This is a genomic window from Vibrio sp. 1CM24A (assembly GCF_023161725.1).
GTDB lineage: Bacteria > Pseudomonadota > Gammaproteobacteria > Enterobacterales > Vibrionaceae > Vibrio > Vibrio coralliirubri.
Genome location: NZ_JALNTS010000001.1, coordinates 41726 through 54351 on the forward strand (window position 1 = coordinate 41726; position 12626 = coordinate 54351).

Below are 12626 nucleotides of genomic sequence, written 5' to 3' on the forward strand. Positions count from 1 at the left end.
TTTGGGACTAGATGGTGTTTCTTTTGTAGCCTTTGGGAAATGCTATAGGAGTGTGAAATGTCCTAGGGTGTTTCCGTTGCCTGAAACGATAGTTCCGATGCTTTCTCGTTCATTAAATTCAAAGTCGATGAGATAACTGTGATGTTGTAGCTTGGGCAATATGTGGCGGTGGAGTATATCGCTATTGAGCTGTCGAATCTCGGTGACCCATGAAATCTCTTCTTTATGTAAGTCTATTTTAATCTTGAGCATTTATTACCTTTTAGTTTATTGACTGTTTTTTCGCGTGATAGTTGGTACCAATGGGTTTGTCGTGTTGTTCTGCGTGACATAACTGTGCCTTGTGTTTATTACATTTGTATTTAAGTGATCGATCTATTCTGACTTCGCTGATAAAAGAGCGAATGACGAGAGATCGGTGGTAGGATCGAATTTAAAAGCTATTGAATGACTATCTGGGTGAAAGCTGACGCAGAGATGGTGTAACGAGGGAATCGAGAACTGTCTATGTGGAACTTGGACTTACTTTAGCATTAACAGCTCTATAGATTAGAGCCAGGTGGCGAACTATACGCCTAGTTTTTAAAATTACAACCCTAATTTCAATTAAATTCAAAAATATTTTTGGGTGATTTGTCATCGCTTACTGAAGGTTAAATGAGCGAAGGTCAGGGGATTGACCATGATATCTGACTGAGGCTTGGCTTTTTAGCTGTCCGTCTTAAGTATAATTAGTGATTTAAATTAAAACGGCAAATTTACTGAAAGTTAAGTGGCTGTTATATATCACCTTTACATTGTAAATTACAAATCGTAACTTTTGGGTCAAGTGTTGTGATTGCAGGGCTTGAGGGCTTTGTTTACACTTCATGCTTATGGATATATGAGTCGTATTTACCCTTTATCTGATCTACGGTTTGGCTTTCTTCGCCATCGGTTTTTCTGTTGTCTTTAGAAACTATAAAAACAGCCAGATCAGTATCTCCAAACTTCTCCCGATCCTTGCCATCTTTGGCTTTGTTCATGGTGTTCATGAATGGTCTGAGCTTTATTTGATTCTCTATCAAGACCAATTTCAGCGTTCTCAGTCGGTCGAACTCTTCAAGGTTTTCAAGTTACTCTTTTCTTACCTCGCCTTAGGCGCTTTTGGGTGGAAAATGCTGGATCTGTTTGACTCGCGTTGGGTGAAGTGGGGCAAGGTCTTCATTGGGCTGTTGCTGGTCGCGTTTACTTTGAGCTTAGTTGATCGCTTTGATGAGCAAGCATTTACCGACTACATTAACATCAGTAATAGCCACATCCGAGTGTTGTTCGGCTTAGGCTCCGGCCTGTTGGCTGGCGTAACCATGATCATTTACGGCAAACAGTTTTATGATGTTGAGCACCAAGCTGCGTCTCCTTTTGTTTATACCGGTGCTGCGTTGATCTTTTATGGTATTACTTCGGGCATTTTGAGCTCTGAATACGGCATCTGGGTTATCTTCTTAAGAACAATGTGTGCTTTGGCAACGCTTCATTTCTTGTGGAAAGCGCTGCGAGTATTCGATAGAGAAAGAGAACTGCAAATTGAAGCCATGGTGCATCGCTCCTTTCAAGACGAAAAGCTTAAGGAATTAGGCGAGCTGACTTCAGCTGTTGCTCATGAAGTGAAAACACCGCTGAGCAGCGCAATGATGAGTTGCGATTTACTCGAGAAAAGACTGCCTGATGATGAGAATGTGGCTAGGCAATTGGTGAGGATCCGCAGTGGTATCGAGCGCGCCGCCCATATCAGTCAAGAAGTACTGAATTATGCCCACCATCGAAAGGTGTCATTCAAAGGCGTTGGTGTGCGAGGTTTATGTCAGTCGTCGCTTTCGCTGGTGGAATATCGACTGTCAGACTTTGATATCGAATTGGATGTTGGTAAGAAGCTGCAAGTGCATGGCGACGCGATTCATCTAGAAGAAGTGCTCGTCAATATATTGGTTAATGCCGTTGATGCGAGCGAGCATACCAAGAGTATTTCTATCTCAGCGTATCCATTGGGTTCTAACGTGATTATAGAGCTCACCAATCGTGGTCCTGCTATTCCTGAAGATGCGATTGATAAAGTGATGCAACCTTTCTTTACCACTAAGCCGGTTGGAAAAGGGACTGGAATGGGGCTGGCTATCTGCCGACAAATTATGACGCAACATCATGGTGAACTTACCTTGCATAATATTGAGAACGGTCTCATGGTGCGACTACAACTACCTAAGGCAACCCAATGAAATTAAAGCTATTGCTTGCAGAAGATGATGAGCAATTAAGAGAAGTGTTGGTCGAAGCGCTGGCACTCGAAGAGTTTGACGTTGTTGCGTTTGATAATGCAGAAGATGCGTTGGATGCAGCAGGGGAGGAGACGTTTGATCTTGCCTTGTTTGATGTGGTGATGGGGGGCATGACAGGTGTTGAAGCCTTATCTAACTTGCGCCGATTGCAACCTAAAATCGGGATTGTGATCACCACGGCGTTCGCGACTGTGGATGTTGCCGTTGATGCAATGAAAAAAGGGGCGGACGAGTTCTTAACCAAACCCTTTAATTTGGCGGCACTGTCGGTAACGCTTAGAAGGGTTTATGCGGAACGATCTCTGCAGACTCCTGTGGAAGAGCGCAGTAACGACCAGGTGTTTAGTGCATTAGCTAACCCAATTCGACGTGCGGTGTTGAATCACTTGAGTATTCATCAGAAGTTAAAATTTATGGATTTATGCCGCGTTGTGGGAATTGAAGACCATACCAAGTTCAATTTCCATTTAAGGCAGTTGGTGAATAGTGGATTGGTGAAAAAAGGAGAAAGCCGTATTTACTCCCTCACTCGTCGCGGAAAAGAAGTGCATTCGAGCATGCTCAAGTAAACGCTGAGGTTTTTATTATCTTTTTGATAAATAAGGATTAAAATCTAAATTTCTTACCAACCGTTTTTATGGTTCACGCAAAGAATATCGTGGGCCATTGGTGTGTTCTGTTCTTGGCTTCTCCATTCCATATCCTCGTTATATCGCCGTTTTTGTACATTCATACCTGCCATTGTTAGCAGCCTAACAAAATATGAATACTCACTTTTACGTTTCTGAATAATAAAGTTGTTGTGTCGCCAATTTAGTGCAAATATAATTGATAATAGTTCTCACTTGCGTTACAAGTTTGTTGTCAATCCAATGACAGACTTTAAATTATCGTTATTTAGCAGTTGTGTACGCCCCATGCTCGTTTATGAGTAATGTGACTTTCATTGTCATGAGTGGTGGTTTGTCTCAATGGCAAAGGAAGAAACATGAAGAAAACAATCAATTCAGTTCGCCAGTTATTGAGCGGGCTTGCCATCGTTCTAGCATCATCATTCATGATGACCGCGCATGCGGAAACCATCACCATTGAGCATGTAAAAGGCACTGCGCAGTTTACTGAAGTACCACAGCGAGTGGTGGTTCTAGGCCACGGTAGCTTAGACGTGCTTGATAAAATTGGTGTGCAGCCAGTTGGCGCGCCTCATAGCTTGCTGCCTGATTACCTAGCTTCTTACAAAGATACTACGGCAAATACAGGTTCATTAAGCGAACCTGATTTTGAAGCTATCTACATGTTGAAGCCTGACATCATCATCGCGGAAAACCGCATGCTTAAGGTTTACGACAAACTGGCACAAATTGCTCCGACCATCATGTTCTCTATTGAAGGCGACAAGTACTGGGCTGATGCTCAGCAAAACTGGCGTGCGCTAGGCGACATCTTTGGTAAGCAAGCTGAAGTTGAAGCGATCATTAAAGAGACTCAAGCTTCTATCACAGCGGTAAACGACAAAGTAGCGTCTGACGAAACTTCAGCAATGATGCTAATGAACAACGGCAACAACATTGCGATGTTCAACAAAGGCAGCCGTTTCTCAATCATCTTTGATGACTTTGGTTTCGTGGAATCAAAGAGTGCAACCGTGGCTCCGATCAAGGGAACACACGGCAACCTAATCTCTTTTGAATACATTGCTGATGCAAAACCTGAAGTGCTTTACGTGCTTGACCGTGAAAAAGCGATTGGCAAATCAGAAGGTCGCGCTCAACAACTGTTTGATAATCCACTGGTTGCGGCAACACCTGCAGCGCAGCATGGCAACATCGTTTACCTTGATTCAAGTGCTTGGTATCTGGCTGGTGGCGGTGTGACAGCGATTCACAGAATGCTTGGTGACATTGAACGTACGATTCAATAGTTACTAACTATCAGATTTTCGGGCTTATAAGAGTGTTCTTATAAGCCCTTTTTCACTTTTTTATACGGGCTACCCGAGACCTACCTTTAGTATTATTTCTATGTTGAAACCCATTGCAGCTGCTGTATTTCTTGTTGTGTTATGCGTTGCGTCATTGATGATTGGAGTCGCTGAAATCAGTTTTAGTGACTTCTTCAATGGCAACCAACACGCCAACTCTATTTATATTGTTAGTCGGATCCCTCGACTACTCGCGATCGTGCTTGCCGGAGCGGGATTGAGTGTTTCTGGTTTGATCATGCAACAAATCGTACAGAACAAGTTTGCCGCGCCTTCGACGATGGGCACCATTGACTGTGCGATGTTGGGCTACATAGTCGGCATTCTAGTGCTAGGCAATGCTGCGCAATGGAGCTACTTAGGCTTTATCTTCGCGTTTGCAGTGTTTGGCACCATGCTATTGGTTCGCTTCCTACAACACCTTAAGTTTAAGAACGCGGTATTAGTGCCTTTGATTGGCATCATGTACGGCAACGTGGTTTCAGCGTTGACCACATTTATCGCCTACAAACACGACTTAGTACAAACCATGTCTGCATGGACGATGGCGAACTTTGCGAGCGTGTTGCAGGGCAGCTATGAAATCCTTTATCTCGCAGTGCCTGCTTGTGTGCTGGCTTACTACTTTGCGAGCCAGTTCAGTGCGGCGAGCATCGGTGAGAGCTTCGCGAAAAACATCGGCTTGAATTATCAGAAGATTGTCTTCATTGGTGTTGCATTGGTCGCTATCTGCGCCTCTTCTGTGGTGATGATCGTTGGTGTTATCCCATTCCTTGGCCTTATCGTGCCGAATATCGTGTCGCTGATGATGGGCGATAACATGAAGAAGATTCTGCCTTGGACGGCCTATTGGGGCGTGATCTTGGTGTTAGCTTGTGATCTGCTAGCTCGAATCGTCATCTTCCCTTATGAGATTCCAATCTCGATGGTAATCAGCATCTTTGGTGGCTTGATTTTTATCTACCTAATCATGAGAGACAAGTCGAATGCGTGATTCAGTAAAAATTGCGATTCTGGCTATCGCGTCTTTGGGTATGACAGCGTTATTCATCGGGCAGGGGCTTACTTGGGATAACTATGAGTTCTTCTTGTCTCTGCGACTACCAAAACTGCTGTCGATTGTGTTGGCGGCAGTAGCGATCTCTGCGTCGTCATTGGTTTTCCAAACCATCACTAATAACCGAATTCTAACCCCATCCATCTTGGGCTTTGACAGCTTGTATATGCTGGTACAAACGGTACTTTTGTTTGTGTTTGGCAGTGCGAGCTTCTGGGTGATTGACTCAATCGCAAACTTTTCGATGTCTGTGACTGTGATGATCTTGTTCTCGTTTGCTCTGTTCCATTTCTACTTTAAGAGCAAGCGAAACAACGTATTCACACTGCTTTTGATTGGCATCGTGTGTGGCAGCGTATTCTCGAGTTTAGCGAATTTCCTTGCGATGTTGATTGATCCCAATGAATTCGCGGTGCTGCAGAATGTGATGTTCGCAAGCTTCAATAACGTGAAAGGCGAACTGGTTTACCTCAGCCTTATTCCATTGGGTTTGAGCTTACTTGGCCTGTGGCTGTTGGCGCCTAAGCTCGATGTACTTTGGCTTGGTGTTGATAACGCGACAAGCTTGGGCGTGAACACCAAGCGACTGACTCAGATTACTTTGGTGATTGTGTCAGTGATGGTTGCGGTGTCGACAGCTCTGGTTGGCCCTGTGCTGTTCTTTGGCTTGATCACCGTGAGCTTAGCTCGCCAGATATTCCGATCTTATCAGCATCGTGTGCTTATCATCGCAAGCAGCTTACTAGCGATCGTGCTATTGGTTTCTGGCCAATGGTTTATCGAAAAAGTGATGGCGTTTGAAACCACAGTGAGTGTGATCATTAACTTGGTCGGCGGTTTGTATTTTATGTTCTTGTTGTTACGCACCAGAATTCAGTAAAGGTAGTAAGTAGTGATTAAATTAACAGGTTTAAGTAAGAAGTATGGCAAGTCACTCGTGGTGGATGATGCCAGTGCTATGTTCCCGAAAGGCGAAGTGACTTCTATCATTGGCCCAAATGGTGCGGGTAAAAGTACACTGCTTTCAATGGCGAGCCGCTTAACAGACAGCGACGCGGGTGAAGTGGTCATTGGTGATAAGTTACTGGCTGAATGGGATACCAAAGAGCTAGCCAAGCACCTTGCCGTGTTAAGACAATCAAATAACATCAATATGCGATTTACGATTCGTGAATTGGTCTGTTTTGGTCGTTTCCCACACTCTCAAGGTCGCTTGAAAGACGAAGATCATAAGGTCGTCGATACAGCACTAGAACACCTTGGCATTACTGACATCCAAAACAAATACCTTGATGAGTTGAGTGGTGGTCAGCGTCAAATGGCGTTTATCGCGATGGTTGTGGCACAAGATACGGATTATGTGTTCTTAGATGAGCCTCTGAATAACCTTGATATTAAACACTCTGTTGAAATCATGCAGACGCTTCGTCGTTTGGCGCATGAGTTCAATAAAGCGGTGGTTATCGTGATTCACGACATCAACTTCGCTTCTTGCTACTCAGATAACATTGTCGCGATGAAGAAAGGTAAAGTGGTCAAGTCGGGTAAGGTTTCGGAAGTGGTTGAAAAATCAGTTATGGAATCGATCTACGAGATCCCATTTGAGATTCGCGAGTTTGATGATGTGCGAATCTGTATGTATTACTCTGGTCGTTAGAATACTGAATAACTCGGTTGTTTTATTTTCTAGCCGTTGAATGAAAAGAGCTCCCACATATGGGAGCTCTTTTTGTTTTTCGCTATTGGTTCTTTTGCGAGTGCATTTTAGTTGCTGAAGACTCAGTTAACCGAAATCACCAGAAATATAGCGTTGAGTACGGTCATACTTTGGCGCTTTGAATATCTGCTCGGTTTCACCAAACTCGATTAATTCGCCAAGATACATAAAGCCGGTGTGATCAGAAATACGCATCGCTTGCTGCATGTTGTGAGTCACGATAACGATGGTGTACTTCTCACGAAGCTCGGTAATCAGCTCCTCAATCGCGGCAGTCGCAATTGGGTCGAGTGCAGACGTCGGCTCATCCATTAGGATTACCTCAGGTTGCAAAGCGATAGTACGAGCAATACACAAGCGTTGCTGTTGTCCACCCGACAAGCCCATAGCATCCGCATTCATCTTGTCTTTCACTTCTTCCCATAGATGTGCTCGCTTAAGTGCTTTCTCGATTTGAGTATCGATTTCATCCTTGCTAAAGCCACCTTTAAGCTTCAGACCAAAGGCCATGTTCTCGTAGATAGACATTGGGAACGGGGTAGGCTTTTGGAAAACCATGCCGACTTTTGAGCGAAGTTCATTGAGGTCAATCGAACCTAGAATGCTTTCGTCATCAAGCAGGATATCGCCTTCAGCATATTGAGTACGGTACAAATCGTAGATGCGATTCATGGTTCTCAATAGCGTTGATTTACCACAACCCGAAGGGCCGATCAGTGCCGTCACCTTGTTGTTGTAAATCGGCATGGTGATGTTCTTTAACGACGCTGGCAGGTTCTTATTGTAGAAGAAGCTCAGGTCTTCAATTTGCATGCGACAAGTCATTGCTTGGTCATTGGTTGCCTCATTAGACAGGGTATCAAGACCTTTTGAGAAAGAATTGTCGTTTACTAATGAGTTAGTCATTGCAGTCATTATGCTTTTCTCGCTTTCAGGTATTTAGGCAAGCTTGTCGCTAGGATGTTGATAAATAGAATGAATGAAGTAATTAGTAAGGCACCTGCCCACGCTAATTCTTGCCACGATGAATAAGGACTCATCGCAAATTGATAAATGGTCACTGGTAGGTTCGCCATTGGCGCACCAATGTCTGTAGTCATGAAGCTGCTGTTTAATGCTGTGAATAGCAGGGGAGCCGTCTCACCTGAGATTCGAGCAACCGACAACAAGATAGCCGTTACAATGCCTGGGCCTGCAGCGCGGTAGCTAAGCTTAGTAATCACACGCCATTTTGGAGCGCCCAAACCACTACCAGCCTCTTTTAGCGTTGGTGGCACCAGTCTTAACATTTCTTCTGTTGAAGAGATGATCACAGGCAAAGCCAGAATAGCTAACGCGATTGCTCCTGCCCATGCTGAGTAAGAACCCATTGGAACCACAATCACCGCGTAGATGAACAAGCCAACCAAAATAGAAGGTGCGCTCACTAACATACCGTTAAGAAAGCGTAGTGTTTCAGCTGTTTTGTTCTCTTTAGGTGCTTCAGATAGCCAAGTACCAGCCAACACACCAAGCGGAGCTGCAATCGCGATGCCCATACCAGTTAGAATCAAGCTGCCGTAAATCGCATTTTTCAAGCCGCCTTCGCTGCCCGGCGCTGGAGTAAGTTCAGTAAACAGGCTCCATTTCAGCCCCTTGATGCCTTTTCCGATTAGGGTGTAAAGAATGCTCGAGAGTACGATAAGACCCGATGCGGTTGCAGCAATGCAGAACGCATCGAATAGGCCATTTTTTAACTTTCTTAGATTCATGCTCTACCTCTTTTCAAAAGGAAACGGGCAGCGCCCATAACAATGAAAGTGATCGCAAATAACACAAGACCTAGCGCGATCAGCGAAGAGATGTGAACTTCATTTGTCGCTTCATTAAATTGCTGAGCAATCGTCGATGAAATAGAACTTGCAGGCATAAACAGTGAAGTTTCAATACGGTTTGCACCACCAATAACAAATGCCACCGCCATGGTTTCACCCAATGCACGTCCTAAACCTAAGATACCTGCGCTTGCTACTGCGCTTTTTACTTTAGGAAGCAACACTTTAGTGATGACTTCGAATGGCGTAGCACCGACACCGTATGCGGCTTCACGTAAAACATCTGGTATTGAGCGAAGTGCATCACGGGTTAGCGCCGTCATGATAGGTAAGATCATAAACGACAAGATGATGCCTGCACTCAGTAGGCCGATACCGATTGGCGGGCCGCTAAACCAAGTACCAAGAATCGGGATGCCAGATAAGTTCGTTAGAGCCCACATCTGGAAGCCTTCAGAGAACCAAGGTGCGAAGACAAACAAGCCCCACATGCCGTAAATGATGCTCGGAATTGCTGCGAGTAGTTCAATAGCCTTGCTCACAGGGCTGCTGATCCACTTGGGTGCTAATTCTGCTAAAAAGATTGCAGTGCCTAAGGCAACTGGAACCGCTATACATATTGCGATGAAGGAAGTAACCAGTGTGCCGTAAATAGCAGAGGCTGCACCGAAGTTACTATTAATTGGATCCCAGACATTGTTGAAAACAAAGCCAGGGCCAAATTCAGAAAATGCTTTCCAACCGCCATCAATTAAAGAAATGATAATGCCAGTTAGTGCAATAAAAATAAGAATAGAAGAAGTAAAACTCAATTTTTCAAAAATTGAATCACCATCTAATCTTTTAATAGTCATTGTTTTATTCATAGGTAAGATAAATACCGCTAGTAGGTATTCAAAAGAAGCTATTCCAAAGGAGATATATTCAATAAAAATCACAATTAGCGGTATTGGGTCTCAATTAAAAGTTGATATTAGTTTCAATGAACGAATTCATCGATTAATTAAGAATGGCTTTGCCATCGGTAGTTAGCTCTTGTGACCAAGTGTCATTTACCATCTTAGTGACCGCTTTAGGCATTGGAATGTAATCCAACTCTTCAGCGGCATCAGCGCCATTCTCATAACTCCAATTGAAGAAGTTAATGATCTCTTGAGCTTTGGCTGCGTCTTTTTGATCTTTATGCATCAAGATAAAAGTTGCCGCCGTCATTGGCCAAGAGTCAGCACCTGGTTGGTTGTTCAGTAGAAGGTGGTAGCCAGGAGCGCTTGCCCAGTCACCATTTGCTGCTGCCGATTGGAACGTCTCCATCGATGGCTGCAAGAATTTACCTTCTGCACTGTCCATTTGCGTATGAGTTAGGTCATTTTGCTTCGCGAATGCGTACTCTACGTAGCCGATCGCGCCACGAGTACGGCTCACGAAGTTAGCTACACCAGCATTACCATTACCGCCGATGGTTGTTGCCTGACGTGGCCAAGTGATGTCTTTACCAACACCAACTTGGTTTTTCCAATCATCGTTTACTTGAGCAAGGTACTCAGTAAAGTTGAAAGTTGTGCCAGAACCATCTGAACGGTGGACAACGTAAATCGGTTGAGAAGGAATAGTAAGGTCGCTGTTTAATGCAACGATTTGCTCATTATTCCAATTGTCAATTTTGCCTAGGTAGATATCTGCAAGCAGCTCACCTGTTAGCTTCATTTCACCTGCTTCAATGCCAGGGATGTTTACAACCGGTACGATTGCGCCCATCACCATTGGGAACTGAATCATCTCTTCCTTGTTGAGTTCATCAATTGTTAGTGGTGCATCTGTTGCACCGAAATCAACGGTTTTAGCTGTGATTTGACGAATGCCGCCGCCCGAACCAATCGCTTGGTAGTTGATTTGAATACCGGTTGCTTGTTGGTATTGCTCTGCCCACTTTGCGTAGATTGGATGAGGGAAGGTGGCACCTGCACCATTGATCGTCGTGTTCGCAGAAACGTTAAAAGTTGCCGCAACCAATAAAGACGACAATAGTGTAGATTTAATCAATTTCACGGTATATCTCCAGTTAATCTATTATTCATTCGAATAATGTCGGTGTTTGAATAATGGGTTTTAGTGTTCAAGTAAAACATTGTGATTATTCAAGCTCAGTAAAATATGACTAGACTTATTAAGTTGTCGAAGGGGAGGTTATGAACTGAATATTTCACTTTTATTAAAGTGATTTTTAAATCGATATAAATAGAAAAGGTTTATCTGAATGGATTTATTCTGATAAGAAAACTTCACAGAATCGGGGCTAATTCCGTTGTTCTTTACGAAGTGAAACAGATTGAACTTGATGTGAACCAGGCCACTGGATAGTCATTTTTGCATCTGTTCATGCGATCCAGTTCGGCGAGCTGTCATCATGTTCAACGATTGATTATTCACTTCAGGTCTTGCTGGTGAAAGAGCGACTAACAGTAGGCCGCAATAGTTATTTTCTTCGGGGGTGTTTAGGTGATGTGATAATAGATGCGTATGTAGTTCATTGTTTTATAAGCTAATTCCCGTCGAGTTTTTGACATCTTACCCATTCAAGGTGTTAATTTGATGTCACTCGAAGATCTATCCTTCATTTTTAACAAACATTTGTCATTTTGATATTGAGAGGTGCGAAAACCCATCTACACTATGGTTATAACTGTTTGATTTGTATACGAGGTATCAATGAGTCGGAAACCCATAGTGTTAGTCGTGGATGACACCCCAAGTAACTTGGATGTGTTAACGGCAATACTCAAAGATACTTATCAAGTGAAAGTAGCGATTAACGGCACAATTGGTATCAAGATTGCGAAGATGGTGCCGCAGCCTGACCTTATCCTCCTTGATATCATGATGCCTGATATTGATGGTTACGAGGTATGCCGCCAACTTAAAGCTCAACCGAATACGGCTCACATTCCTATCATTTTCGTGACCGCCAAAATTGGTCCAGAAGCCGAAGTGAAAGGATTATCTTTAGGTGCTGTCGATTACCTAACGAAACCGATCACGCCTGAAATCGCGCTCCAGCGTGTCAAAACCCACATCGCGTTGTATGACCAACAACGAGCACTGTTCCATCAAGTGAAAGACAAAACCGTCGAGATCAATCTAGGCAAACTTGAGACCCTCAATATCTTAGGTCGAGCAGCGGAATTTAAAGACAACGAAACGGGTATGCACGTTAAGCGCATGAGCCACTACTGTGAGGTGTTGGGCAAGGCGTTGGGCATGACTGACGAAGATGCCGAAACGCTCCGAGACGCGGCGCCAATGCACGATATTGGTAAAATAGGTATCCCTGACAACGTGTTACTTAAGCCCGGAAAACTCGATGCGGAAGAGTGGGCGATCATGCAGAAACACGTCGAGTATGGTGTGGAGATTTTAGGGCAGCAAAGTGATTCAAAACTGATGCGCATGGCGATTCAAGTGGCGCAGTATCACCACGAGAAATGGGATGGTTCCGGTTACCCAAGTCAAGTGGCAGGGGAAGACATCCCATTGGTTGGCAGAATCGCTGCTGTGGCTGATGTGTTTGATGCACTGACTGCAGAACGCCCTTATAAAAAAGCTTGGAGTGTCGAAGATGCTTTGGCCTTAATCACTGAGCAGAAAGGTAAGCATTTTGACCCAACTATCGTTGATCTGTTTTTCATTAAATTGCCTGAGATTCTAGAGATAAAAGAGAAGTTCAAAGATGAGTGACCTCTGGCAG

The 12626-nt window shown here is 44.0% G+C and carries 13 protein-coding genes; 7 read left to right on the forward strand and 6 right to left on the reverse strand.

Annotation, left to right across the window (positions count from 1 at the left end; translation table 11 throughout):
- Window positions 1–42 precede the first annotated feature (42 nt).
- Window positions 43–252, reverse strand: coding sequence for a hypothetical protein (locus MSG38_RS00210; protein WP_004731601.1), 210 nt, complete (start codon window positions 250–252; stop codon window positions 43–45).
- A 608-nt stretch (window positions 253–860) separates the two neighbouring features.
- Complete coding sequence (locus MSG38_RS00215; RefSeq protein WP_248400672.1) at window positions 861–1034, reverse strand: hypothetical protein; 174 nt, start codon at window positions 1032–1034, stop codon at window positions 861–863.
- A 123-nt stretch (window positions 1035–1157) separates the two neighbouring features.
- On the opposite strand from MSG38_RS00215, the gene MSG38_RS00220 reads away from it, so the two are divergent.
- The 6 genes from MSG38_RS00220 (at window position 1158) to MSG38_RS00245 (ending at window position 7010) form a co-directional block, all read left to right on the forward strand.
- The gene (locus MSG38_RS00220) at window positions 1158–2255 is read left to right on the forward strand and encodes a HAMP domain-containing sensor histidine kinase (protein WP_248400674.1); all 1098 of its coding nucleotides are present in this window, start codon (window positions 1158–1160) and stop codon (window positions 2253–2255) included.
- The gene (locus tag MSG38_RS00225; protein WP_248400676.1) at window positions 2252–2884 is read left to right on the forward strand and encodes a response regulator; all 633 of its coding nucleotides are present in this window, start codon (window positions 2252–2254) and stop codon (window positions 2882–2884) included. Before MSG38_RS00220 ends, MSG38_RS00225 begins: the two co-directional genes overlap by 4 nt.
- Window positions 2885–3303: 419 nt before the next feature.
- On the forward strand, window positions 3304–4236 hold the full coding sequence (locus MSG38_RS00230; RefSeq protein WP_122081111.1) for an ABC transporter substrate-binding protein: 933 nt from the start codon (window positions 3304–3306) through the stop codon (window positions 4234–4236).
- Window positions 4237–4336: 100 nt separating this feature from the next.
- Window positions 4337–5290 carry an iron chelate uptake ABC transporter family permease subunit gene (locus MSG38_RS00235; protein ID WP_048606150.1) on the forward strand — a complete coding sequence of 318 codons (954 nt, stop codon included), beginning with the start codon at window positions 4337–4339 and terminating at the stop codon, window positions 5288–5290.
- Window positions 5283–6233: an iron chelate uptake ABC transporter family permease subunit gene (locus MSG38_RS00240; RefSeq protein WP_050619685.1), complete on the forward strand. Its 951-nt coding sequence runs from the start codon at window positions 5283–5285 to the stop codon at window positions 6231–6233. The genes MSG38_RS00235 and MSG38_RS00240 overlap by 8 nt, the downstream gene beginning before the upstream one ends.
- Window positions 6234–6245: 12 nt before the next feature.
- Window positions 6246–7010, forward strand: coding sequence for an ATP-binding cassette domain-containing protein (locus tag MSG38_RS00245; protein WP_050644268.1), 765 nt, complete (start codon window positions 6246–6248; stop codon window positions 7008–7010).
- A 126-nt stretch (window positions 7011–7136) separates the two neighbouring features.
- Here the strand turns inward: MSG38_RS00245 and pstB are convergent, their stop codons facing one another.
- The 4 genes from pstB to pstS form a co-directional block, all read right to left on the reverse strand.
- Window positions 7137–7985 (reverse strand): phosphate ABC transporter ATP-binding protein PstB, encoded by an 849-nt coding sequence (gene pstB / locus MSG38_RS00250; protein WP_248400678.1) that lies wholly within the window; start codon window positions 7983–7985, stop codon window positions 7137–7139.
- Window positions 7985–8821 (reverse strand): phosphate ABC transporter permease PstA, encoded by an 837-nt coding sequence (gene pstA / locus MSG38_RS00255; RefSeq protein ID WP_248400680.1) that lies wholly within the window; start codon window positions 8819–8821, stop codon window positions 7985–7987. The genes pstB and pstA overlap by 1 nt, the downstream gene beginning before the upstream one ends.
- Entirely contained in the window at window positions 8818–9738 is a 921-nt protein-coding gene (gene pstC / locus MSG38_RS00260; protein ID WP_197090247.1) for a phosphate ABC transporter permease subunit PstC, read from the reverse strand. Before pstC ends, pstA begins: the two co-directional genes overlap by 4 nt.
- A gap of 145 nt (window positions 9739–9883) precedes the next feature.
- Window positions 9884–10930, reverse strand: a complete 1047-nt coding sequence (gene pstS / locus MSG38_RS00265) for a phosphate ABC transporter substrate-binding protein PstS (RefSeq protein ID WP_248400682.1) — start codon at window positions 10928–10930, stop codon at window positions 9884–9886.
- Window positions 10931–11590: 660 nt separating this feature from the next.
- Here pstS and MSG38_RS00270 point away from each other — a divergent pair.
- Window positions 11591–12616: a two-component system response regulator gene (locus MSG38_RS00270; protein ID WP_048610920.1), complete on the forward strand. Its 1026-nt coding sequence runs from the start codon at window positions 11591–11593 to the stop codon at window positions 12614–12616.
- The last annotated feature ends 10 nt before the right edge of the window (window positions 12617–12626 follow it).